Source organism: Rossellomorea sp. LJF3 (genome assembly GCF_037046045.1).
Classification (GTDB): Bacteria; Bacillota; Bacilli; order Bacillales; family Bacillaceae_B; genus Rossellomorea.
This window is the reverse complement of sequence record NZ_JBANLY010000008.1, coordinates 55,245-77,143: the sequence shown is the minus strand read 5'-3', so window position 1 is coordinate 77,143 and position 21,899 is coordinate 55,245. Positions and strand designations below refer to the sequence as shown.

The 21,899-nt window shown below is 42.0% G+C and carries 26 protein-coding genes and 1 riboswitch; of the genes, 19 read left to right on the top strand and 7 right to left on the bottom strand.

Annotated elements, in window-relative coordinates:
* The first annotated feature begins 21 nt into the window (after positions 1 to 21).
* Positions 22 to 198, top strand: a complete 177-nt coding sequence (locus tag V8G47_RS09965) for a hypothetical protein (RefSeq protein WP_167562111.1) — start codon at positions 22 to 24, stop codon at positions 196 to 198.
* Between the two features lie 44 nt (positions 199 to 242).
* Here the strand turns inward: V8G47_RS09965 and V8G47_RS09960 are convergent, their stop codons facing one another.
* On the bottom strand, positions 243 to 1,394 hold the full coding sequence (locus V8G47_RS09960; RefSeq protein WP_336199979.1) for an aminotransferase A: 1,152 nt from the start codon (positions 1,392 to 1,394) through the stop codon (positions 243 to 245).
* A 131-nt stretch (positions 1,395 to 1,525) separates the two neighbouring features.
* On the opposite strand from V8G47_RS09960, the gene corA reads away from it, so the two are divergent.
* The 4 genes from corA to queE all read left to right on the top strand — a co-directional run bounded on the left by corA (position 1,526) and on the right by queE (position 4,625).
* Positions 1,526 to 2,521 (top strand): magnesium/cobalt transporter CorA, encoded by a 996-nt coding sequence (corA, locus tag V8G47_RS09955; protein ID WP_336199978.1) that lies wholly within the window; start codon positions 1,526 to 1,528, stop codon positions 2,519 to 2,521.
* Between the two features lie 118 nt (positions 2,522 to 2,639).
* Positions 2,640 to 2,684: riboswitch (PreQ1 riboswitch) on the top strand.
* 125 nt (positions 2,685 to 2,809) lie between these two features.
* Positions 2,810 to 3,475 (top strand): 7-cyano-7-deazaguanine synthase QueC, encoded by a 666-nt coding sequence (gene queC, locus V8G47_RS09950; protein ID WP_336199977.1) that lies wholly within the window; start codon positions 2,810 to 2,812, stop codon positions 3,473 to 3,475.
* On the top strand, positions 3,472 to 3,906 hold the full coding sequence (gene queD, locus V8G47_RS09945; protein WP_336199976.1) for a 6-carboxytetrahydropterin synthase QueD: 435 nt from the start codon (positions 3,472 to 3,474) through the stop codon (positions 3,904 to 3,906). The genes queC and queD overlap by 4 nt, the downstream gene beginning before the upstream one ends.
* A complete protein-coding gene (gene queE, locus V8G47_RS09940; protein ID WP_336199975.1) occupies positions 3,903 to 4,625 on the top strand; it encodes a 7-carboxy-7-deazaguanine synthase QueE in 723 nt (240 codons plus the stop codon). Before queD ends, queE begins: the two co-directional genes overlap by 4 nt.
* Positions 4,626 to 4,682: 57 nt before the next feature.
* On the opposite strand, the gene V8G47_RS09935 is transcribed toward queE, so the two are convergent.
* Positions 4,683 to 4,880 carry a hypothetical protein gene (locus V8G47_RS09935; RefSeq protein WP_336199974.1) on the bottom strand — a complete coding sequence of 66 codons (198 nt, stop codon included), beginning with the start codon at positions 4,878 to 4,880 and terminating at the stop codon, positions 4,683 to 4,685.
* A 597-nt stretch (positions 4,881 to 5,477) separates the two neighbouring features.
* Here V8G47_RS09935 and V8G47_RS09930 point away from each other — a divergent pair.
* Positions 5,478 to 6,398, top strand: coding sequence for a chemotaxis protein (locus V8G47_RS09930; protein ID WP_336199973.1), 921 nt, complete (start codon positions 5,478 to 5,480; stop codon positions 6,396 to 6,398).
* Between the two features lie 78 nt (positions 6,399 to 6,476).
* Here V8G47_RS09930 and V8G47_RS09925 read toward each other — a convergent pair whose 3' ends face one another.
* Positions 6,477 to 6,944, bottom strand: coding sequence for a YkyB family protein (locus V8G47_RS09925; protein ID WP_336199972.1), 468 nt, complete (start codon positions 6,942 to 6,944; stop codon positions 6,477 to 6,479).
* A gap of 174 nt (positions 6,945 to 7,118) precedes the next feature.
* On the bottom strand, positions 7,119 to 7,406 hold the full coding sequence (locus V8G47_RS09920) for a hypothetical protein (RefSeq protein WP_336199971.1): 288 nt from the start codon (positions 7,404 to 7,406) through the stop codon (positions 7,119 to 7,121).
* 409 nt (positions 7,407 to 7,815) lie between these two features.
* Between V8G47_RS09920 and V8G47_RS09915 the strand changes: the two genes are divergently transcribed.
* The 5 genes from V8G47_RS09915 to V8G47_RS09895 all read left to right on the top strand — a co-directional run bounded on the left by V8G47_RS09915 (position 7,816) and on the right by V8G47_RS09895 (position 11,349).
* Positions 7,816 to 8,034 carry a hypothetical protein gene (locus V8G47_RS09915; protein ID WP_336199970.1) on the top strand — a complete coding sequence of 73 codons (219 nt, stop codon included), beginning with the start codon at positions 7,816 to 7,818 and terminating at the stop codon, positions 8,032 to 8,034.
* 133 nt (positions 8,035 to 8,167) lie between these two features.
* Positions 8,168 to 8,935 carry a 2,4-dienoyl-CoA reductase gene (gene fadH / locus V8G47_RS09910; RefSeq protein WP_336199969.1) on the top strand — a complete coding sequence of 256 codons (768 nt, stop codon included), beginning with the start codon at positions 8,168 to 8,170 and terminating at the stop codon, positions 8,933 to 8,935.
* Positions 8,936 to 9,095: 160 nt separating this feature from the next.
* On the top strand, positions 9,096 to 10,319 hold the full coding sequence (locus tag V8G47_RS09905) for an EAL domain-containing protein (RefSeq protein ID WP_336199968.1): 1,224 nt from the start codon (positions 9,096 to 9,098) through the stop codon (positions 10,317 to 10,319).
* Positions 10,320 to 10,392: 73 nt separating this feature from the next.
* Positions 10,393 to 10,632 carry a hypothetical protein gene (locus V8G47_RS09900; protein WP_336199967.1) on the top strand — a complete coding sequence of 80 codons (240 nt, stop codon included), beginning with the start codon at positions 10,393 to 10,395 and terminating at the stop codon, positions 10,630 to 10,632.
* Between the two features lie 213 nt (positions 10,633 to 10,845).
* Entirely contained in the window at positions 10,846 to 11,349 is a 504-nt protein-coding gene (locus V8G47_RS09895; protein WP_336199966.1) for a DUF3993 domain-containing protein, read from the top strand.
* A gap of 70 nt (positions 11,350 to 11,419) precedes the next feature.
* Here the strand turns inward: V8G47_RS09895 and V8G47_RS09890 are convergent, their stop codons facing one another.
* Together V8G47_RS09890 and V8G47_RS09885 are read right to left on the bottom strand one after the other, a co-directional pair.
* Positions 11,420 to 11,653 carry a glutaredoxin family protein gene (locus V8G47_RS09890; RefSeq protein ID WP_336199965.1) on the bottom strand — a complete coding sequence of 78 codons (234 nt, stop codon included), beginning with the start codon at positions 11,651 to 11,653 and terminating at the stop codon, positions 11,420 to 11,422.
* Positions 11,650 to 12,603 carry an MBL fold metallo-hydrolase gene (locus V8G47_RS09885; RefSeq protein ID WP_336199964.1) on the bottom strand — a complete coding sequence of 318 codons (954 nt, stop codon included), beginning with the start codon at positions 12,601 to 12,603 and terminating at the stop codon, positions 11,650 to 11,652. Before V8G47_RS09885 ends, V8G47_RS09890 begins: the two co-directional genes overlap by 4 nt.
* A 155-nt stretch (positions 12,604 to 12,758) precedes the next feature.
* Here V8G47_RS09885 and V8G47_RS09880 point away from each other — a divergent pair, with 155 nt between their 5' ends.
* Positions 12,759 to 13,004 carry a YkuJ family protein gene (locus V8G47_RS09880; protein ID WP_034756109.1) on the top strand — a complete coding sequence of 82 codons (246 nt, stop codon included), beginning with the start codon at positions 12,759 to 12,761 and terminating at the stop codon, positions 13,002 to 13,004.
* Between the two features lie 154 nt (positions 13,005 to 13,158).
* Entirely contained in the window at positions 13,159 to 13,599 is a 441-nt protein-coding gene (cbpB, locus tag V8G47_RS09875) for a cyclic-di-AMP-binding protein CbpB (protein ID WP_336199963.1), read from the top strand.
* Between the two features lie 134 nt (positions 13,600 to 13,733).
* On the opposite strand, the gene V8G47_RS09870 is transcribed toward cbpB, so the two are convergent.
* Complete coding sequence (locus tag V8G47_RS09870; RefSeq protein WP_336199962.1) at positions 13,734 to 14,459, bottom strand: sulfite exporter TauE/SafE family protein; 726 nt, start codon at positions 14,457 to 14,459, stop codon at positions 13,734 to 13,736.
* Positions 14,460 to 14,569: 110 nt separating this feature from the next.
* On the opposite strand from V8G47_RS09870, the gene V8G47_RS09865 reads away from it, so the two are divergent.
* The 6 genes from V8G47_RS09865 (at position 14,570) to V8G47_RS09840 (ending at position 21,897) form a co-directional block, all read left to right on the top strand.
* On the top strand, positions 14,570 to 15,448 hold the full coding sequence (locus tag V8G47_RS09865) for a LysR family transcriptional regulator (RefSeq protein ID WP_098440916.1): 879 nt from the start codon (positions 14,570 to 14,572) through the stop codon (positions 15,446 to 15,448).
* Positions 15,449 to 15,543: 95 nt separating this feature from the next.
* Entirely contained in the window at positions 15,544 to 16,251 is a 708-nt protein-coding gene (dapD, locus tag V8G47_RS09860) for a 2,3,4,5-tetrahydropyridine-2,6-dicarboxylate N-acetyltransferase (protein WP_336199961.1), read from the top strand.
* Between the two features lie 109 nt (positions 16,252 to 16,360).
* The gene (locus V8G47_RS09855; protein WP_336199960.1) at positions 16,361 to 17,479 is read left to right on the top strand and encodes an N-acetyldiaminopimelate deacetylase; all 1,119 of its coding nucleotides are present in this window, start codon (positions 16,361 to 16,363) and stop codon (positions 17,477 to 17,479) included.
* Between the two features lie 232 nt (positions 17,480 to 17,711).
* Positions 17,712 to 20,117 carry a hypothetical protein gene (locus V8G47_RS09850; protein ID WP_336199959.1) on the top strand — a complete coding sequence of 802 codons (2,406 nt, stop codon included), beginning with the start codon at positions 17,712 to 17,714 and terminating at the stop codon, positions 20,115 to 20,117.
* A complete protein-coding gene (locus V8G47_RS09845) occupies positions 20,114 to 21,049 on the top strand; it encodes an ABC transporter ATP-binding protein (RefSeq protein ID WP_336199958.1) in 936 nt (311 codons plus the stop codon). Before V8G47_RS09850 ends, V8G47_RS09845 begins: the two co-directional genes overlap by 4 nt.
* Positions 21,046 to 21,897 (top strand): ABC transporter permease, encoded by an 852-nt coding sequence (locus V8G47_RS09840; RefSeq protein WP_336199957.1) that lies wholly within the window; start codon positions 21,046 to 21,048, stop codon positions 21,895 to 21,897. The genes V8G47_RS09845 and V8G47_RS09840 overlap by 4 nt, the downstream gene beginning before the upstream one ends.
* Positions 21,898 to 21,899: the final 2 nt, after the last annotated feature.

The window sequence follows — 21,899 nt, the reverse complement described above, 5'->3', positions numbered from 1 at the left end:
TTATAAAGGGGGAAATCAAAGATGGCTAAAAGGACAAAGAAAAATGATCCGCAACAAAAAAACAAAAAAGGCTTTGATTCTTCAAAGATCAATGCTGAATTTGCCCATGAAATAGGGAGTGCAGCAACAAATAAAATCCACAACGACAAAGCGAAAAAAGAAAAAGCACCTAAAAACAATGGTGAATATAAAGGGTAATGAACAAAGAGGGACGGTCCTTGATGCAAGGTCCGTCCCTCTTGTTAGGATTGAATGAAGGATTGAAGCCGGTTGAGTCCTTCTGTCAGTTGATCCATGGAGCATGCGTAAGAAAGACGGAAATATCCTTCTCCAAGTGGGGAAAAGGCATCACCAGGGACGACAGCCACCTTTTTCTCCTGTGCCAGGGCCAAGGAGAAATCAAATGAGCTTAACAGGACGTTATCCGGTATTTTCACGAAAAAGTAAAAGGCACCGTGGGGTTTGACGATTCCCTCAAATCCCATATCAACAAGTCTGTCGTATACATAATCCCTTCGCTTCTTATACTCTTCCTTCATATCCAGAGCATCGTCTTTTCCAGCGGTCAAAGCTTCATAAGCCGCTTTTTGGGAGATGGACGAAGCACAGGACACATTATATTGGTGCACCTTCAAAAGGTGCCTCGAAATGGCTTCAGGAGCGAAGATCAGACCGATCCTCCAACCAGTCATGCTATGTGACTTTGATAATCCATTCACGATGATCGTTTGCTCTCTTAAATACTCGGCAATGGAATGATGTGAACCATCAAAGGTAAGTTCACTATATATCTCATCAGCCAATACAAAGATGTCCCGGCTCTTCAGTAATTCGGCAATTTCTTTCAGTTCTTCCTTTGATAAGCTGACCCCTGTTGGATTCGAGGGGTATGGAAGGATGATGCATTTGGTTGAAGGGGTAAGGCTGCCCTCGATCAATGTTGCATCTAATTTAAACTCATTTTGGGTAATATCGATATGGACCGGATTGGCACCACATAGCTTGATGATGGGTTCATAACCGGGATATACGGGCCCTGGAAGAAGGCAGTCGTCACCCGGGCAAAGGATCGTCCGCAGAATCACATCGATTCCCTGAGACGCACCATTTGTGACAATGACTTCAGTTGCAGGATCATATTCTACATGATATTTTTCTTTGACGAATGAAGCAGCCGCTTCACGTAATTCGATATAACCTGCATTGTGCGTATAAGAAGTGAAATCTCCATCAATGGCCGCTTTTCCTGCATCTTTAATATGTTGTGGGGTTGGGAAATCAGGCTGACCGATTGTAAGGGAGATCATATCCTCGATGTCTGATACCATGTTGAAAAATCGCCGTATACCAGAAATTTGTATGTCCCTGACCCTGGGGTTAATATGCTGTTCCAATATGTACACCTACTTTGATCGTTTGATTCATATTTTAACATTAAATTGAACGGTATCGCAGGGGTTTAGTTTGAATGGAGAAGAAAAAGGGAAAGGATAAAAAATGAAAAAAGACAGTTAGGGAGAGCCATATGATTCGAACCTGTATAATCATGGAAGACGGGGAAATCCAAAGTGATGTTCCCTTATCAAGAATTAAGGAAAAAGATGTGAAATGGTACTGGGTGGATTTCTCTGAGCCTTCAAGCAAGGACATCAGATTGCTTAAGCTTTATTTTCGATTTCATCCCCTTGCGATCGAGGATTGTCTGGATGATTTCAGTCAGCGTCCCAAGCTCGATTTTTATGATCAATACATCTTTGTGCTCATGCACGGAATCAATACAAAAACCCTTGATTCCCATGAGGTGAATATGTTTGTGAATTCAAGATTTATCGTTACGTTCCATAAAGAACCTGTCAGTCAGTTAAATCAAATTTGGGAAGAGATGAAAGAGGAAGGGGGACAGCTCAGCCCGTTTAAAATCATGCATAGAATCGTCGACCGGCTCGTGGATGATTATTTCCCCCTTGTGTATAAGATAGAAGACCGCCTTAATACGATTGAAGACAACACGAATGAAGAAGCCGACAGTGATCTGATGGATGAGTTATTTGATATCCGACATGATATGTCAAAGCTACGCCGCACCCTGGTGCCGATGAGGGATCTATTGTATCGCATCAGTAATTCGGGCAGATTGAATGCCCTGAAGGAAGAACAGCTATACTTCAATGATGTCTATGATCATTTAATAAAGCTGGTGGAAATGCTTGAATCTTATCGGGAATTCTCATCGGATATACGTGATAATTATTTATCGATCAATTCCGATAAAATGAATAACATCATGATGACATTGACTGTCATCACGACGATTTTCATGCCACTTACCTTTATTGCAGGTTTATATGGGATGAACTTTGTCAACATGCCTGAACTCGATGAGCCTAATGGTTATTTCATCGTTTTGGGTATCATGGGACTCATAGCACTGATCATGTTTGGGTTCTTTTTGAAAATAGGCTGGCTGCGTTTCGGTTCGAAAAAAAGAAGGAAGAGGAGAAGGCTCCTTCGTTTAAAATAGTCATCCACCTGATCTTCGGGTTATTTTCGAATAAATTGTAAGTGAAATGTAGATTTTTTTGTGAAAAAACGTTATATTGGTTGAGGACAATAGAAGAAGAATTGGGTCTATAAATGATACCCGAGAGGTTCTAGCACAACCCTCTATAAAAAACTAAGGAAAACGGCATCCTTAGGTGTCGTTATTTTTTTGTTAGTGGCAAGTGGAAGCCTATATTATAGAGTCTGACAGAATCTCTTTCTTCTTTTCATGGCAGAAGAGCCCGTAGAAGAGAAAGGAGAACCTTTTATGAACACAGAGAAAGCGTTAGTCGTATTCAGCGGAGGTCAAGATAGTACAACGTGTTTGTTTTGGGCAAAGAAAGCATTTAATGAAGTAGAAGCAGTGACTTTCAACTATGGACAGAGACATGTTGCAGAGCTTGACTGTGCTAAAGAGATTGCTGAGGATCTGAATGTACCTCACCATGTTTTAGATATGAGCTTGTTAAATCAACTGGCACCAAGTGCCCTTACAAGAACGGATGAAGAAATCACCCATCACGAGGGGGAATTACCTTCCACATTTGTTCCCGGAAGAAATTTATTATTCCTATCATTTGCAGGCATTTTAGCTAAGCAAATCGGTGCGAAACATATTGTAACGGGTGTATGTGAAACGGATTTCAGCGGTTATCCGGACTGCAGGGATATCTTTGTGAAATCATTGAATGTTTCCCTCAATCTTTCGATGGATGAACAGTTTGTCATTCATACCCCCCTTATGTGGATCAATAAAGCCGAAACGTGGGAAATGGCTGACGATTTAGGAGCGTTCCATTATATTCAGGAAAATACCCTTACCTGTTATAACGGTTTGAAAGGAAGCGGGTGCGGGGAATGTCCTGCTTGTGAACTGAGACAAAGGGGATTGGACGAATATATAAGTGGAAAAAAAGGAGGACAGGGATCATGATTCAACAGATATACCCTGTTCCCGATCATCCATATGAATATGAATTAAATAAAGATATGCATTTTGCTGCTGCACATTATATTCCTCATGTGGAGGCAGGAAGCTGTCAGGAGGTTCATGGTCATACGTACTTTGCCAACATTACGATTGGTGGAGATCAACTCGATGATTCAGGATTCCTCATTAATTTCCAACATATAAAAAAACTGATCCATAAACGATTTGATCATACGATGATCAATGAGGATAAACGGTTTTCTTCAGAGAGAGGGACGGAATTCCCAACGACTGAAGTAGTGGCGAAAGTCATGTGGGAAATCATCCAGGATCATTTAGACACTCTTCCCCACCGACCACAGTGTCTTCAAGTGTTCTTAAGGGAAACCCCTACCAGCTATTGTATATACAGACCAAAGAGGAAGCGCTCATGAAGAAAATTCCCGTTCTGGAAGTATTCGGTCCAACCATTCAAGGGGAAGGGATGGTCATCGGCCAAAAAACGATGTTTGTCAGGACTGCAGGATGTGATTACAGCTGTGCCTGGTGTGACTCAGCCTTTACATGGGACGGATCTGCCAAAGAGGATATCATGCTCATGACGGCAGAAGATATTTGGAATCGATTGCTGGAAGCAGGTGGGGACAGATTTTCCCATGTAACGATTTCAGGTGGGAATCCAGCCCTATTGGCGGGCTTGAAGGAACTGATTGATATCTTAAAGGAAAACGGTATTGAATCTGCCCTTGAAACACAGGGAAGCCGGTGGCAGGATTGGTTTTATGATATCAGTGATCTGACCATATCGCCGAAGCCGCCAAGTTCCGGCATGGAGACGGACTTTGAGAAACTTGATGAAATCGTTCATCGATTAAGTGAGAATCGTTCACAGTTCAGTTTAAAAGTGGTGGTATTTGATGATCTCGATTTAGAATATGCCACACGCATCCATCACCGCTATCCAGGTGTACCATTTTATATCCAAACAGGCAATCCTGCCGTTGCAGAAGGTGACACAGCCAAGCTGGTTTCGGATTTGCTGATGGATTATGAAACACTCATAGATAAAGTGTGTGAAAGAAAAGAATTAAATAAGGTTCGTGTGCTCCCGCAGCTCCATACATTGGTATGGGGGAACAAGCGAGGGGTGTAGGAAGAAAAGCGATTGATGGATTCCCATTCAATCGCTTTTTCGATTGGGCTGATCCAATTAATCCCTGGGATCTTCATCTGCCCGATTCCTGCGCTTCTGACCTTCAATATACGAAAGTTCATCCGGTTCATCCTTGCCATCTGCATTCTTTCCGAGAGCAATCAGGGGAGAATTATTCTGTGCAGGCAGAATGTGATCGGTAATATCATCAAAATCAGGCAGGCCCCTGCCTTCATAACGTCTACGATCCGTCATAACAACACCTCCTGTTCATAGTATGGATGCAAATTTCAATTCTAGTCTTCTTTACCTTTTCTGCTTATAACGATGCGTGTGCTGTGGTTGATTTTCTTACGAAAAGTGATTTACATCCTAACAATCAGTTAGCATTTGTAGTCTGAGATGTAATTCTTGTAGATATCTGTTCTAATCACAAACCGAATTTTATTGATGAATTCAACTGAAAAATTAAAAGGGAAGTTGAAAAGGTAAATGGAAATGAATTGAATAACTATTTTCAAGTTACATAATTTTAAGGAGTTTTTAGTGTTCAATTATAGAAGGAAGAGTGGATTGTAGCGGAAGGCACTTGACTCCTGCGGGAATTAGAGGAAAGGTCGAGACCCCGCAGGGCAAAGCCCGAGGAGGCTTGACTTCCTCCCCGCCGGAAAGCAAGTGCCTGGAGCGGAAAGGAACGGTCACTGAATTCACTATTATCTTCTCTTGGATAGACCAAATCAATAAACATCTTTATCTACTGTCATCTAACAGTTATCCCCGAGCCGACTTTTTTCTTTACCGATGTAAAGAAGTTCCTGGTTTGTTCGATATAAGTAGGGAGGGCAATAATGTATGGAAGGACGAAAATCATTGAATCAATCAAATGGAATACTTCTCGAAAGCGGTACAAATGAACTTGAAATCGTTGAATTCGAGGTTCAAAACAATAAATTTGGTATTAATGTCATTAAAGTGAAGGAAATCATCCAGCCGACTGCGGTGACACCGATTCCCCACGCACACCCCCATGTGAAGGGAATTGTTCAATTAAGAGGGGAAGTACTGCCGGTCGTTGATATGGCGAGGGTACTTGGGGTGGAAGAAGAGGAAACAACGAAATCAAAATATATTGTAGCTGAATTCAATCAGCAGAAGGTCATCTTTCACGTCCATAACGTCACTCAAATCCATCGCATTTCCTGGAATCAAATCGAGAAACCTTCAGAAATGTATTCAGGAGTCCACTCGGGGATCATCGGGGTGATCAAACGGGAAGAAAGCATGATTCTTCTTTTGGATTTTGAGAGCATCATGCTCGAGATTAATCCTGAAACAGGAATCCGCGTCGATCAAGTGAAAAAATTAGGTCCAAGAGAGAGAAGGAACAAGAGAATCATTGCAGCTGAGGATTCTCCATTACTTCGGAAGCTGTTGAACGACACGCTGAGAGAAGCAGGATATGAGGATGTAGAATTCTTTGAAAACGGAGCAGATGCATTTCAATACTTAGAATCCATTGTGGATGGAAATCATGACGTGAAAGAAAGCGTACATCTCGTACTGACGGACATTGAAATGCCCCAGATGGATGGACATCATTTGACAAAAAAAATCAAAAATCATCCAAAGCTCAATACCCTTCCGGTCATCATATTTTCATCTCTTATTACAAATGATTTAAAGCATAAAGGTGAGATGGTAGGGGCGGAAGACCAGATCAGCAAACCGGAAATCGCCGAACTTATTTTAAAGATCGATCAGTACATTCTGTAATCCCACTAAAAAAGGGTTTTGACAATGGTCAAAACCCTTTAGAGGATATATGCGTTACTGTACTAAAATCAGTGGGTATCAAAAGAAGCTATCGCCCAACTTTTTGAATACAGGCTTTTGATATTGATTTTTTCCCGGTTTTCGTATTTGATCATTATGATCTGACATTCCGGTATACTGTTCCAGAATTCCTTTTGCCTGATGTAATCCCATTTTACATTTCGGGTTTCGCAGGCTTTGATCGAGTGATCCCAAATGTGGAAGCTCTTTGAAATCTTCCTTTGCAGGAGGGAGATGGAACGTATATTCTCCGCAATCAATCAACACATCAGATTGTTGCTGACTGTTCTTTGGGTTTTTAGAGAAGTGAAGTCCCACTTTTTTGGCCTTACCTTCCCTGATCATTTTCATTAAAGCTCGTTTTTTTAATGAATATAAGTATTTTGGGTTACCTGCTGTTTTCGCATGACGATTCACAGTGAAAATAGCTTGAGAGAGGGTAATGACAGATGTGGAAGAAGGGGTGGATTTACTAGTATTTCTCAAGTTATTGGCTCCTTTCTAGTGTATTCTTCTCTATTATACCCCCTTTCCCTATGATTTGAAAGGGTACCGAGGGGAGTTTATTGGTAAAGGTCAGAGGAGCTGCGATGGGGAGAACGGAGAGGCAGTACAATAAAGGCTCTGCCTAAACCATGTAATGTTAGGCGAGCCTTTTGATTATCTTCCGGGGTATATATTGATATTCTCAGTAAAGGTATTCGGTGAAGCTTGAAAACTGTTGACACCATAGGGTTGTGGATAGCCAGGATAAGGATACCCTCCGTAAGGCGGATAAGGCGGGTAGCACGCAGGACCATAGCATGGTCTGTTGAAAAGCAAAGGACTGATGGCCAATCCTGCTAAACCTCCTGCTAAGAATGGTAATCCAAAGAATGGGAAGAAACGCTGATCGCCCCCTCTGTAAGGCGGATAGCTTCGATGTGGATAATATGCATATTGGTACATAATTAAAGAAAACCTCCTCTCTCTAATTATTCTATGGTTCATGATCAACCTGCGCGCCTGTCCCGGATATAATGGGCTTATGAGAGAGGACAATGGTCACTTTCTGAAATGCTGCGAATATTCCTGAGACGCGTATTAGCGTTACCTGCGAGAACGCATTTCAAGCTATAAATGGAAATCGGGTAGTGAATTAGTTCATTCTGACAGTGGACAAGTAGGGTATGTCGTTTCCCTTACAGCCACAGCCTGGTTCTTAAAATGTGATACAGAGTATCTCCTCAAATGTTTGACAGAGTAATTCCTATGACTTATTTTAAAGTGAGGAGAGTAATAGGTTCATAGAAGGATAAGGGAAGGATACCTTTCCGATTGAATCACGGTTCCTAATGCTTTATGAAGGAGAGGGATTATGAAAAAGACAAAACGTATGGAAGTCCTCTTTCTCCCTACCGAAAGAGGAACGATCAGAGTGTATGTATACGGCTTTAAATCTCCTCGATCTTTAGGTCAGGTAGTTGTTTCATATAATGATGTTTCAGTTGAAGCTAAAGGATATAAGCGAAATAAAACAATTATTAAGGCACTTGCCCAGTTACATGAACTCATCGTGAATAATAAGGATAGTTAGCACGGAAGACTGATTTTTAAGGAAAAGATATTTTCTTAAAAATCAGTCTTTTTTTATGGTAAACATGGTTGTAGAGTATTGTTGTATGGTAAAATATGAGTGAGTATTCATTCATTACTAGGGGGAGTTACATATGGGAGAAGAACAAGTTGTCATCGTAACAGGCGGTTCGAATGGTATGGGGAAGTATATGGCAAAGCACTTCGTAGAAACAGGGGCAAATGTCGTTGTCACGGGGAGGAATGAGGAGAGGCTTCAATCGGTGAAGGAAGAGTTCTCTTCTCTCAAAGGGAAAATTGAAGTATTTCAAATGGACGTTAGGGAGCAGGAACATGTTAAGGCCATGGTGGAGTTTACGGCAGAAAAATTCGGTAAAATCGATGTTCTGATCAACAATGCAGCCGGAAACTTTATATGTCCTGTAGAAAAGCTCACTCCAAATGGGTGGAAGTCCGTCATTGACATCGTTTTGAATGGAACATTCCTATGTTCACATGCTGTTGGGAACTACTGGATCGAAAATGATCAAAAGGGATCCATCATTAATATGGTGGCAACATATGCTTGGAATGCCGGAGCGGGTGTCGCTCATTCGGCAGCTGCAAAAGCCGGGGTTTTATCGTTGACAAGAACTCTGGCCGTCGAATGGGGCCATAAGTATGGTATCCGTACGAATGCGATTGCACCGGGACCGATCGAACGTACCGGAGGAGCAGAGAAGCTGTGGATCTCGGAAGAAGCTGCCAAAAGGACCATTGACAGTGTACCATTAAAACGTCTGGGCACACCGGAAGAAATTGCAGGACTTGCCTTTTTCCTCGCATCAAAAAAGGCTGCCTATATTAATGGAGAATGTATCACGATGGATGGAGGCCAATGGCTGAATCCGTTTCCATTTTGATCTACCATTTTCATAAAAAGAGTTAATACTAAAAAAAGCTTTCTCCATTCCTGTTCAACTGACAGGAAAGGGAAGCTTTTTTGGTTTTTCTTTTTTAATTCATCAGAATAGTTGTGTTATAATTATGCAAAAAAACATGAGCGATGGCGGGGGAGTGCGAATGGACGCATTAGAGATATTATCCAATATAGAAAAAGTGATTCCGTACTTTCAACCGATCTTCAGTGCAGATGAACATAGAATCATCGGGTACGAGGTACTTGGAAGAATGAATATGGGGAATGATGGGGTCGAAAGTCTTGGCCCATTCTTCGGAGACGATGAGATACCTGATGAATATAAAATTGAAGTGGATGAACGCGTCACACGTCTTGCACTGGAAAAATTATTAGCAGAGAAACAAGAGGGTTACATATTTTTGAACCGGAATGCCAGGTTACTTATGCTGGATCATGGAGAGTCCTTCCTTGAGCTTCTCCTGGAATATGAAAAGAAGGGATTGGACTTAAGCCGGACAGTAATCGAATTATCAGAAAAAACGTTTGTAGGGGACTTTGATCAATTGGTCCACCTTCTCCTCTATTACAAAACATATGGAATAAAGATTGCCATCGATAATATCGGTGGTAACAGCGGTCAATTGGACCGGCTATCACAGTATTCGCCGGATATACTGAAAGTGGATTTATACCAACTTCGTAATGATGCCGGGAATAAAGTGTATAAAGACATTTTATACAGCTTATCGATGCTTGCCAGAAAAATCGGGGCATCCCTGTTGTTCGAAAATATCGAAATCAACTACCAGCTCCAATTTGCCTGGCTGAATGGGGGCAGGTATTACCAGGGCTTTTATCTGAAGCATCCTTCCGACTCCTTTCTTGAACCGGATCTGTTAAAAGAAAAGCTGAAAGAAAAATGCCAGGACTTTATCCGCTATGAAAAGAAGCATCTGGAAGCAGGCTATGAATTTGCTGACGTCCTTCATAAAGAAATCAGTCAAAAATTAATGACTCTAAAGAAACAAACGGTTGAATTCGATGATCTGCTTTTTGAGGTGGCGAGACATTTTACGGATAAATGTTTTCGGGCTTACATTTGCGATGAGAATGGCTTTCAAGTCACGAGTAACGTAGTGAAATCCAATCAAATTTGGACGATTGAACCAAGGTACAAAGGGAAAAATTGGAGCTGGCGCCCGTACTTCCTGGAAAATATCATCCGGATGAGAATCGATAAAAAAGGTTTGCTTTCTGATATTTACAGTGATATCGATTCTGGAGAATCCATCCGTACGTACTCCTACCCGTTCGGAAATGGCCTTTATCTCTTCATGGACCTCTCGTATGAATTTTTATTTGAAGAAGACGGGTTGCTTTTTTAGTATGCATTTCTTGAATAGCCACCTCTTGTTGGGACAAATTATGTTAAAGGACATTTTGTAAGGAGGGGCTGTATTGAGTATATTTATGATTGTGCTTGCGTTGATTGCTTTGGCGCTTGCTGGTTATTCCATTGTGTATACCTTTAAGCTTGCGGGGCAGGAAAAGCGGTTGAAGGGTGACTTTGACACGGACATTCCCGACGTCGTAAAAGAGCACCCGTTCATTCGTAATCCCGTGTTTTTATCCATCCTGATTGGTACCATTCTGATTACATTATTCATCATTTATTGGTCGATACGCTATTTATCATAATAAATGAATGATGCTGCATGAACTTCATGCGGCATCTTTTTTTGGTTAAATGTACCATCAAAAAACGTGTTTGAGCGCCACTGACAGGGGGAATTTTACAATCAAACCAAAAAATATGTCAGTCATTGTTGTGATTTAACGAAAGAATGGTATCCCATCGACAAATTTCCATTGCTACAATCATTTCATCTACTGAAATAGGAGTGAAAATACATGGGGAAGAGAAAATTATCGCTATTATTTTTCATTTTAGTCCTCGTAACAGCAGCTTGTGGACAAGCCAGCCAAATACAGGCATCCGGATTTACGAAAGAAAATGCCTTATCCCTTGTTAAGGAAGCTTTTCAAACTCAAGTATCCTTGAGTGAAGAACCACAATCGAAGAATCAAATTGAGGAGAAGCTGTCAAAGTATTTTACACATAGCCTTACAACAGGTTTTATGAGTGAAAACGTATATGAGGTAGATGGTGGGTACATCACATTCGGCTCTGATTTCGCCTCGCACTATGTACCATATTTCCATTATGATGATTCCACCAGGGCACAATACATAGATGGGAAATGGTATGTCTGGGAAGAAAGAACAGAAGATCAGGAGGGGCCAGTGTCCAGCGCAAACGGCATCGAAGCCGTCGTACTGAGTGAAGAAGAAGGAACATGGAAGGTTTCCTCGATCACGTATGAATTACCGGAATCAATTCAACAATCACAATAGAAGGATAAGGTGGCCCCAAGATGCTTTGAGGAATGAAAGCATCTTGGGGCCACCTCTTTAGTATAGGAAATTATTTGTTTAAGGCAGCGGACAGGGCCTCGAGGTTGAAGCCTGAGATGACCTCCGAATCAATGGTGACGGTGGGGGTGGAGTAAGACTTTAATTGATTGATAAGATAGTTTCTTGCTTGCTCGTCTTCTTTTATGTTGATTTCTTTATATTTCACATGATGTTCTTTCAAGAACATTTTGACCACTTCGCAGGGTGGGCATTCGGGTTGAGAATATAGTGTGACTTCCTTCATGATGAACGGTCTCCTTTTTGTTTTATGAAATAATCTACGATCCCCATTGCAGAAACGTTCATATCCAATTCCAACAATGAGAAAATAGGGTTCTTTGGATCGATTCCTTTTTGCATCAATTCCCTTCCTGTCAGGTCAATCAGTGCTGAAGTGATGGTTCTTACATTCTCCTCCATTGTAACATGGGAGGAATACTGTTCCTCACTCTTTATTAGAAAAAGGTCCAACCACTTTTCTACTTCTGAAAGGGCAAAAGATACTTCCTCGCTTACCCCGTAATGGCCAAAATACAACCGGTCGAGATGAAGGCTTCTATACAGGCGAATGGAAGCCTTCATTTTTTCAGGATCAAATTGATTGGGAGAGGTTGAAGGGAAATAAAACCGTTTCGATCCTATGGTGTATTGAATTCCACACGTATCGCCCGTGAACATCCCGTTTGAAGCGGGATCAAAGATACTGAGGTGATGATTGGCGTGTCCCGGGGTATGATAAAAAGTCAGCGTGCACGTATCACTGAGACTCAGTTCTTCTTCATGGGCCATCTCCAGGATCCTCTCTTCCGCAATCGGTAAAATCGGGTGAAATAGTTCATCGAATTTTTCACCATAAACCGCTCTCGCTCCTGAAATCAAACGGGTGGGATCAGTGAGATGACGCCTTCCTTTGGGGTGTACGATAATTCTCGCGTTTGGGCACTCTTTTAGAAGAAGTCCTGCGCCTCCAGCATGATCAAGATGGATATGGGTTAAAATTATGTATTGAATATCTTCAGGATTAATGTTTAACTTAGAGAGACCTTTTTTTAGATGAGGGATAGAAGGGCTGGCGGATGTTTCGATAATGGTCAGTGCCTCTTCGTTTATGATATAACTGCCTGTGCGTTCCTTTAAGGATAAATCCATTAAATCAACTAATGATATTCGGGAATCTATACGGTAAATACTCATCGAATCAATCCTTTCATTGAGAGAAGATAGTAGTCACCTTTCATTATAAAGGAATTTATGTAGAAAAAGGACAAAACATTAGATTTCACAGGATAGAATCTGGTACAATGCAAAAGCTATGACCAAGAATTAGAACAGGAAAGGAGAGAGTGATTATGTCTCAGCTTCTTGGAATTATACAAAGATTAAAATCATTACAAGAACAAGGTGAACAAGGGGAAACTCAACAACGATTTTTTGAATACAATGGTAAGAAAATCTGTGAGGTAAAGTATCTTCCCAAGCAGGATACATTCGAAATCGAAGTCATGAATGAAAAAGGAAACAGCTTTCCTTTTGATAACATAGACATTACAGCCATTGAAATTTTTGAGCTTTTACAGGAAGCCCAACAAGATTAAAACAAGCAAAAGGTAACCATACGGTTATCTTTTTTAGTCTTTAAACCGGTCGTTTTAACATACATTTTTCTTCCAGTATGTTAAAATAGGAAGAGTCAGTTCTTTTGTCTAAAGGCGTCACGCAAATTCTTATTGATTAAATGAGGGGTTATACATGATTTCATTGAGTAGCAAGGAGTTATTAGAAACGAATATTAAGGATTTCATTATTCCTTCTGAGAAGGTGGCTCACGTTCAAGTGGGGAATTCCCTGGAACATGCGTTACTATTACTCACAAAGAGCGGTTACTCAGCCATCCCTGTTCTTGATCCAACATTCCGTTTCCAGGGGTTGATCAGTTCAAGTTTAATTACCGATTCGATTCTCGGTCTCGAACGTTTTGAGTTTGAAAAACTTGAAGCGAAAAAGGTAGAGGAAGTCATGACGACAGATTTTCCGATAATCTCTTTACAAGCAGATTTCAAGAAGGCTTTGGAATTACTAGTCGACCACCCATTCTTATGCGTGGTGTCAGACGATGGCTATTTTGAAGGGATCATGACAAGAAGAGTTGTATTAAAGCAACTTCAACGACAGCTGTTTAAAAGGGATTAAACCCCTTGAGGCAGTTACATACAGGGAAAATGTTAGAGGATGGCGCACTTGTCATCCTCTTTGTTCTTTCATAAGGTAAGATAAAAGAGTTACCGTTAGCTTCATTATTTATCAACAGTACTAATGGGCCTTTCTTAAAAGAACAGGTTCTTACCGAGCTGCAGGATCAGAATGAATGTCAAAATGTTTAAAAGTATGCTGAGGTGTTTCATAGAAATTCTTGATGCCAGTCTTACTGCTAACTGAGCTCCTATGAGGGCGCCCAATGCAAATGGAATGGCTACATCCCATTCGACGTGACCATTTTGAAAATAGACAGTGAATGCCCCTAGACAACTGACAAAGGTTTGGAAACGGGTAAGGGCCACTGATTTTAAATAAGACAGTCCATGAAATAAATGTGTGTACATGAGCATCGTAGCCTGCCCTGGTCCGAACAAACCGTCGTACGTACTGATGAAATACAGAAGCCCGTAGACCCGGTAGTGTTTCTGTGTCCTTTCCTTTGGCTGGAATCCCTTTAGTAGGCTTAATGCCAGGGCAAAGAGAAGGAAGAAGAAAGCCATCCATTCAAGGAGGGAAGCGGGTATTTTATCCGACAGAAAGGCCCCGGACAGCCCCCCGGCGAGTGCTATGGGAAGGATGGGCAACGATTCCTTCCATGTGATTTTCCGATCCCGCACCAGGTAAATGAAACTAGAAAATGAACTGATAATATTCGAAAATTTAGCCGTTGCAATCGCGGTATGAATTGGTAACCCCAAAAGGAGCATGACTGGCATACCGATCAGGCCGCCGCTTCCGGCAAGCGTGCCGATAAGAGCTACAATCAAACCTGTGAAAAACAATATCACTTCCATAAGTGCCACACCTCTTTTCTATCTACTCTCAGTGTATTCGACTACAGCTAATAATGAAATTTTATATAAGTTAAGATATAATATAAGAAAAACTTATGAAGGTGAACATAATGGCATTTTCAGAATATCAGCTGCTCCATGTACTTGCCCAGGAAATGAATATGAGGAAAGCTGCTGAACGGTTATTTGTATCTCAGCCTGCGTTGTCCCAGAGACTGCAGACGATTGAAAAGGAGTGGGGGACGAAATTATTTATCCGTTCCCAAAAAGGCTTGTCACTGACTCCGGCCGGAGAACTTGTCGTGAAGCTTGCAGATGAGATGCTGCAGAAGGAAGAAAGTGTGAGGGAGCGGATACAGGCCCTTGAGTCTGAAGTGCACGGAACGTTGAAGATCGCCTGTGCCTCGATCGTAGGGCAGAATTGGCTTCCGAAGGTTCTTAAGCGCTTTGTGGAGACCTATCCACATGCCAAGATTTCTTTGATGACCGGATGGAGCAGTGAGATTCTTAAAGCCATTTATGAAGATGAGGTGCATATCGGGATCATCCGGGGCACTCCGGATTGGAAAGGGCCGAAACACCATTTATTTCAGGATACACTGTACTTGGTCGATAGAGAAATTCAATCTATAGATGAAGTCATGAAAACGGATCGCCCCTTTATCCAGTTTAAAAGTGATTCGAATTATTATCAGGAAATTCAAGACTGGTGGCATCGTCAATTTCAGACCACTCCCAAGCGGACGATCGTGGTGGACCAAATTGAAACATGTAAGCAGATGACTCTAAACGGGATCGGCTACGCCATACTGCCAGCCATCACGTTGGACGGCATGGAAGAAAATATTTATAAAATTCCCCTCATCGATGAGCATGATTCACTCATCCACCGTGATACATGGTTACTTGGTTACGAGTCTGCCTTTCAATTACGACAGGTCGAAGCATTTCTCGAGGTTGTAAACGAATTCATCCATGAAAACTCATAGGATTCAACAATATGGGTTGTCTTCCACCCTTTAATCTGATAAAGTAATTCAAGAAACGAATTCTGAATTTATACATAATTACGGAGGGAATTCTCATGAACATGATGGATGCAAACGAAATAATTTCTTTTATTCAAAATAGTACTAAATCGACTCCAGTAAAGGTTTATGTAAAAGGTGATCTGGATGGGATCAACTTCGGTTCTGCCCAAACGTTCCTTCAAGGAGCATCAGGGGTGGTTTTCGGAGAGTGGAGTGAGCTTTCTACTATTCTTGAAGAGAATAAAGATAAAATCGAAGACTATGTCGTGGAAAATGATCGCCGAAATTCTGCGATTCCACTTCTGGACCTTAAAGGCGTGAAAGCCCGTATCGAACCGGGTGCCATTATTCGCGACCAGGTCGAAATCGGTGACAATGCGGTCATCATGATGGGTGCAATGATCAATATAGGTTCCGTAGTAGGGGCAGGAACGATGATCGATATGAATGTTGTACTGGGTGGACGTGCAACGGTAGGAAAGAATTGTCATATCGGGGCAGGAGCGGTGCTTGCTGGAGTCATTGAACCGCCATCTGCTAAGCCTGTGGTGATTGAAGACGATGTCGTCATTGGTGCCAATGCAGTTGTCCTTGAAGGTGTAACGGTCGGAAAAGGGGCTGTTGTGGCAGCTGGAGCGATTGTCGTGGATGATGTTGCTCCATACACGGTTGTGGCAGGTACACCGGCGAAGAAATTGAAAGATATTGATGACAAAACAAAATCAAAGACAGAAATCAAACAAGAATTACGTCAATTGTAATCCATTCAATCATAGAAGATAGAAGAAAGAACGGACGGCTTTCGTCTGTTCTTTTCTTGTAGATTCCAGCTTTCACAATCCATTATTTTTCCTTACAAGGAGGATACCCATGTTAACAGTAGACTTTAAGTCGATCAGGAGAGATCTTCATCAAATTCCTGAACTTGGGTTTCAAGAGTTTAAAACTCAAGCATACTTAATGAATTATATTGGCACTCTCCCTGCTGACCGATTAGAGATCAAGACTTGGAAAACGGGCCTTTTTGTCAAGGTTCATGGCACCAGGCCTACGAGGATGATCGGGTACCGTGGGGACATTGATGGCCTGCCGATCCAGGAAGAAACGGAGCTTGAATTCCCTTCTTCACATGAAGGGAAGATGCATGCTTGTGGACATGATTTTCACATGACGATCGAGTTGGGGGTTCTCACCCATTTTGTTCACCACCCAATCGAAGACGACCTCCTCTTCATTTTCCAACCGGCAGAGGAAGGGCCAGGTGGGGCGGAGCCGATGCTCCAAAGTGAAATCATGAAGGAATGGAAGCCGGATTGTATATTTGCCCTGCACATTGCCCCGGAATATGAAGTGGGAACGGTTGCCGTTAAAGAAGGGCTGCTGTTTGCCAATACGTCTGAACTATTCATAGACTTTAAAGGTAAGGGTGGACATGCTGCCTACCCCCATCATACAAAGGATATGATTGTCGCGGCTTCCTCCTTTGTCACCCAAATGCAGTCGATCGTCTCAAGGAACGTTGATCCATTAGACAGTGCGGTCATTACAGTCGGAAAAATGGAAAGTGGTACTGTCCAGAATATCATTGCAGAAACGGCACGATTGGAAGGGACCATCCGTACCTTGTCACCTCAGTCGATGCTGAGTGTGAAAGAGCGGCTGGAAGCATTGATCAAAGGGATGAGAATCAGTTATGACTGTGAAATTGAAGTGAGTTATGGCAGCATGTACCGGCAGGTCTTTAATGATCCCGAATGGACAAATCATTTTATGTCTTTCCTGCGGGAAACCGACCGGGACCTTGTCATCTGCAAAGAAGCGATGACTGGTGAAGACTTCGGTTATATGCTTGAGGAAATACCCGGCTTTATGTTCTGGCTCGGTGTCGACTCCCCATACGGCCTCCATCATTCAAAATTAAACCCGAACGAAGATGCCATTGACTTTGCCATCACTCTTCTTACGGATTATATCGGTTCATTAAAATGATCTATCTTTATCTCTTTATCACGGGACGTATCCAGGATACGTCCCGTGATTTTTTTTTGCTTTTGACCTGCACAAACGAAAATACTTGCCATTAATTTCAAAAACGGTCTTGCGAATATGTGAATATAGTGTAAAATTACACTTGTAGAAGTTGGGTAATTAAGGAAAAAATAAAAAAGAAACTTTTTCCTGTTACATTTCGTCTATGTTCAAGAGAGAAAGAGAAAGGGGAATGCATGTGAATAGATGGGGGAAAGTATTATTCGTTGTGTTCTTAGGCTTATTGATGTTCCTGTTCATACAGGATACAACACTTGCAAAAGGACAAATAAAAATTTCAGTTGAAGAAGGAATCGACGGAAAAATAAAGGAAGGCCGGGGATTTCCTCTTAAAGTCACCGTGGAAAATTCAGGTTCCGATTTTAAGGGAGACCTTATGTTTGATTATGCACCATCTTATCAAACTGGGGGAGCGAGGGCAATTTCCATCGATGTTCCTGCCAACTCCGAACGTACATACACATTTTCCATTCCGGGATTCAATGATGAGATCAGACACAATTCAAATCTCCAGACCATTCATCTGTTTGAGGGGTCATGGGAAAATGGAAAAGAAGTGAAATTCAAAGGGGATAAACGTTTAACACCCAATTTCATTTATAACAATAATACTACCATTGGATTATTAAGTGAGGATCCTGATAGCTTGAAAGGGATCAAGGGCTCGAGCATGGGAGGGAACCGGGTCGAGGCGTTGACACTTACAAAGGATACATTTCCTGAGGAGCAGGGCGGTCTGCAGATGCTTGATTACATCGTCATAGACCAATTCAACGTAACAGGACTCAGTCAGGAACAACAGGGGGTCCTGAAGAGCTGGGTTGAAAATGGAGGGGTCCTATTTATCGGGGCTGCCCCTCATCTGGCAGATACACTTGGTTCGGTAGCCGATATGGCTCCTCTATCACAAGAGGAAGAAGCGACACTTACCGATACGTCTTCCTTTAATGTAAAGAAGAACATCAGGGCTTCATTCAGCTCTTTATCCATCTTTGAAGGTGAAGTGAAGCAAGAAGCGGAAGTGGTGGCTGAACAAGGGAATATCCCTTTGGTTGTAAAGAGTGCAAGAGGTCTTGGTGAAGTGTGGCAAACGTCTTTTTCATTGGGAAATCCTGTTTTGAACGACTGGCAAGACTATGATGAATGGTTTGCAAACCTGCTTTCTAAAACAGAACCCAATTTCTTATTGGTTCAGAACAATGGTGACCAAAGTTTTCTTGAGAGAATTTATTATGAGGTGGCAGATAGTAACGAACTCTTTCCATCGACAAATTTTAAAGTAAGCACATTAGTCATCATCCTGATACTATACTTGGTTATCATCGTGCCGCTTCTATATTTCCTATTAAGGAAAATGGATAAACGTGAACAGGCATGGTGGATCATCCCTCTCATATCGATCCTTGTCTCATCAGGAATATTTATAACAGGTGCTAAAGACAGAATCTCAAAGCCTCATTTAAATCAAATGAACATCTTAAAGGTGGAGGATGATAGGAGTGCCCATGGGATTTCAGCATTCACAGCCCTTTCAAACACAGGGGGGGACTACGACTTTGTCTCCGACAAGAACCATTTGGAGCTCACACCGGCAAGGATGAGAAATAATCCAGGTGGAGGCAGTCAATATAAGTTCGCCATCGAAGAAATGACCAAAGATCAAAGAAAGATCACGTTCAGGGATGTCGAGTACTGGTCAACGAGAACCGTATTGGGCACCAGTGAAAAAGAGGACCTGGGGAAATTTATCGCGGAATTGAATTTGAAGGATAAGACGATTTCGGGTACGATTCAAAATGCTTTCCCTTACGATTTCACCGATGTATATATTTGGTCGGGATCACGGATTTACCGCGTGGGTGAAGTAAAGGCAGGGGAAACACTTAATGTCGATAAGAAGCTTTCGACCGACTATCTATCATCACCAATCGGTAATCCCAATATGTCGGCACCGTTCCCGAACCAACAAAGCATTAAGCAGCAAAAGAAGGAACGCTTGGAAAATTTCGCATCACAAATGATTTCTTCCGACAATGAAAATAATTCACCCGTCATTTTTGGATATACGGAAGCTGGGATTTTTGATATGAGCATCAAGAATAAAGAGTCGAAATCCGATAATTTCTCGTTGCTTTATCAGCATTTTCCGTCTCTTGGCACTTATAAGGGAGCCTTTACCCTTCGGAGTGAGCAGCTTGATCTTGATGTCAAGCCTGTAAACGGGCAAATCATTGAGCATTATTCCCATAATGGTGCAGATGAAATGGGGCTTGAAGATGGAACGTATGAAATGACCATTCAACTTCCTAATCAAATCGATTTGTCAAAGGTCACTCTTCATTCTTTAAATATGACGCTTCATACGGGAGGGGTCCTGAAGTTCTCACTTGTAGATCCAAATACGGGCGAAAAGTTCCCTCTTGAAGAGACATCTGCAGGAGCTATAGAAGTGAAAGAGAATGTGAACAATTATTTGAATGGCAATGGGGAAATCGTTTTTGAGTTTGAAAAACGCTCTCAAGGGGATCCTTTCGTTCGTCTTCCTGCCATTGTATTGAAAGGGGAGGTACAACCATGATCGAAATTCACAACTTATCCAAACGTTATGGGTCATTTCTGGCCCTGGACAATCTGAATTTATCCATTGGAAAAGGTACCGTATTTGGGTTTGTCGGTCAGAACGGGGCAGGGAAGTCCACGACATTTTCCATACTGGCCACCCTTTTGGCCCCTACGAGCGGAACGGCCACGGTGAATGGATTCAATATTAGTAAAGAACCTAAATTGGTCCGGAGACAAATTGGCTATATGCCCGATTTCTTCGGTGTCTATGATCAATTGAAAGCGGATGAGTATCTTGATTTCTATGGTGCAAGCTATAAAATCCCGGCTGACCAGAGAAAAAAGCTCATCCCTCAGCTGTTGGAATTGGTGAACCTTACTCATAAGAAAGATTCCTATGTGGACCTGTTGTCCAGGGGGATGAAGCAGCGACTCTGTTTAGCCAGGTGCCTCATCCATGATCCAGAGGTTCTCATACTCGATGAACCGGCTTCGGGACTGGATCCGAGGGCAAGAATCGAGATGAGAGAAATACTGAAGGAATTGAAGAAAATGGGAAAAACGATATTGATATCGTCCCATATTCTTCCCGAGCTCGCAGAAATGTGTGATGAAATCGGGGTCATCGATAATGGAAGACTTGTGGCTCACGGTTCTGTAGCGGATATCCAATTTCAACTTCAGGCAGATAAGCTGATCGTGGTGAAGGTGAGGGGATTAGTAGAAAGCGCCGTTGCATTTTTTGAAGATGATCCTTTCGTCTCGAAGATTGATGTGAATGAAGAGAACAGAACTCTTCAATTTCTCTATAAAGGTGATGAGACCGGGCAAACAGAATTACTCAGAAAAGCCATTCTGAATGATATTCCCATCTTGAGTTTCAAAGAAACAGAGACGAATCTCGAGGATGTCTTTATGGAAATCACGAAAGGAGTGACCCTTTCATGAAACAATTACTTATCAATCCCATGCTGAATAAAGAATTCAAGCTTCGCTTCCGTTCATTTAAAGCGTTCATCGGAATGTTATGCTACCTGATTGCAGTAGGGATCGTGGTGATCGGCTTCATCTATATGCAAACCAGATTTTCCAATACGGGATATTTTCGTCCGGAAGAGAGCAGGGTGATGTTTATGATTCTCTCATTCTTACAGCTTGCTCTCGTATTATTCATCACCCCGGGTTTAACAGGAGGCGTCATCAGCGGTGAAAGAGAGAAACAGACGTTAAGCATGTTGCTGACGACAGAACAAAGCTCCATGAGCATCATCCTGAGCAAGCTCGTTTCATCCGTTTCTTATTTGTTATTACTTGTAATATCAAGCCTGCCCTTATACAGCTTCGTTTTCTTATTCGGAGGCGTATCTCCTTCCGATTTACTCACTGTATTTGGATACAGTTTATTTCTGGTCTTTACATTTGGTTCGATCGGAGTGTATTATTCAACGGTCATAAGGAAAACGATTGTGTCCATGGTAACGACCTATGCGACGGTTCTATTTCTGGTAGGGGGGACGTTGTTTCTCTTCATGCTTTCCATGGCAATCGGTAACGGCCCATATCAGAATCAGACCACTCCGGTTCCTTATCTCATCGCCATGTTCAATCCTGCCATTGTCATCATGGGGCATTTTGAACCGATGGCAATTGATGAAATTTATTCACGCAGCGGGATCACGTTTCCGTTGTGGATCTCATTCCTGATTATTTATTCAATACTTGCAGTGATTTCCCTGTCTTTAAGCATTATGAAGCTGAGACCGAGTATGAAGGTGAAGAGCACAAATAAAGGGTGAGA

Bases quoted from the DNA above. Each gene is read 5' to 3' on its own strand.
- V8G47_RS09930 (WP_336199973.1), top strand. From the start codon at position 5,478: ATGGAAGGACGAAAATCATTGAATCAATCAAATGGAATACTTCTCGAA.
- fadH (WP_336199969.1), top strand. From the start codon at position 8,168: ATGGGAGAAGAACAAGTTGTCATCGTAACAGGCGGTTCGAATGGTATG.
- V8G47_RS09915 (WP_336199970.1), top strand. From the start codon at position 7,816: ATGAAAAAGACAAAACGTATGGAAGTCCTCTTTCTCCCTACCGAAAGA.
- V8G47_RS09885 (WP_336199964.1), bottom strand. From the start codon at position 12,603: ATGAGTATTTACCGTATAGATTCCCGAATATCATTAGTTGATTTAATG.
- queD (WP_336199976.1), top strand. From the start codon at position 3,472: ATGATTCAACAGATATACCCTGTTCCCGATCATCCATATGAATATGAA.
- V8G47_RS09935 (WP_336199974.1), bottom strand. From the start codon at position 4,880: ATGACGGATCGTAGACGTTATGAAGGCAGGGGCCTGCCTGATTTTGAT.
- V8G47_RS09865 (WP_098440916.1), top strand. From the start codon at position 14,570: ATGGCATTTTCAGAATATCAGCTGCTCCATGTACTTGCCCAGGAAATG.
- cbpB (WP_336199963.1), top strand. From the start codon at position 13,159: ATGATTTCATTGAGTAGCAAGGAGTTATTAGAAACGAATATTAAGGAT.
- V8G47_RS09965 (WP_167562111.1), top strand. From the start codon at position 22: ATGGCTAAAAGGACAAAGAAAAATGATCCGCAACAAAAAAACAAAAAA.
- V8G47_RS09845 (WP_336199958.1), top strand. From the start codon at position 20,114: ATGATCGAAATTCACAACTTATCCAAACGTTATGGGTCATTTCTGGCC.
- queC (WP_336199977.1), top strand. From the start codon at position 2,810: ATGAACACAGAGAAAGCGTTAGTCGTATTCAGCGGAGGTCAAGATAGT.
- corA (WP_336199978.1), top strand. From the start codon at position 1,526: ATGATTCGAACCTGTATAATCATGGAAGACGGGGAAATCCAAAGTGAT.
- queE (WP_336199975.1), top strand. From the start codon at position 3,903: ATGAAGAAAATTCCCGTTCTGGAAGTATTCGGTCCAACCATTCAAGGG.
- V8G47_RS09905 (WP_336199968.1), top strand. From the start codon at position 9,096: ATGGACGCATTAGAGATATTATCCAATATAGAAAAAGTGATTCCGTAC.
- V8G47_RS09840 (WP_336199957.1), top strand. From the start codon at position 21,046: ATGAAACAATTACTTATCAATCCCATGCTGAATAAAGAATTCAAGCTT.
- V8G47_RS09890 (WP_336199965.1), bottom strand. From the start codon at position 11,653: ATGAAGGAAGTCACACTATATTCTCAACCCGAATGCCCACCCTGCGAA.
- V8G47_RS09895 (WP_336199966.1), top strand. From the start codon at position 10,846: ATGGGGAAGAGAAAATTATCGCTATTATTTTTCATTTTAGTCCTCGTA.
- V8G47_RS09850 (WP_336199959.1), top strand. From the start codon at position 17,712: ATGCATGTGAATAGATGGGGGAAAGTATTATTCGTTGTGTTCTTAGGC.
- dapD (WP_336199961.1), top strand. From the start codon at position 15,544: ATGAACATGATGGATGCAAACGAAATAATTTCTTTTATTCAAAATAGT.
- V8G47_RS09870 (WP_336199962.1), bottom strand. From the start codon at position 14,459: ATGGAAGTGATATTGTTTTTCACAGGTTTGATTGTAGCTCTTATCGGC.
- V8G47_RS09855 (WP_336199960.1), top strand. From the start codon at position 16,361: ATGTTAACAGTAGACTTTAAGTCGATCAGGAGAGATCTTCATCAAATT.
- V8G47_RS09920 (WP_336199971.1), bottom strand. From the start codon at position 7,406: ATGTACCAATATGCATATTATCCACATCGAAGCTATCCGCCTTACAGA.
- V8G47_RS09880 (WP_034756109.1), top strand. From the start codon at position 12,759: ATGTCTCAGCTTCTTGGAATTATACAAAGATTAAAATCATTACAAGAA.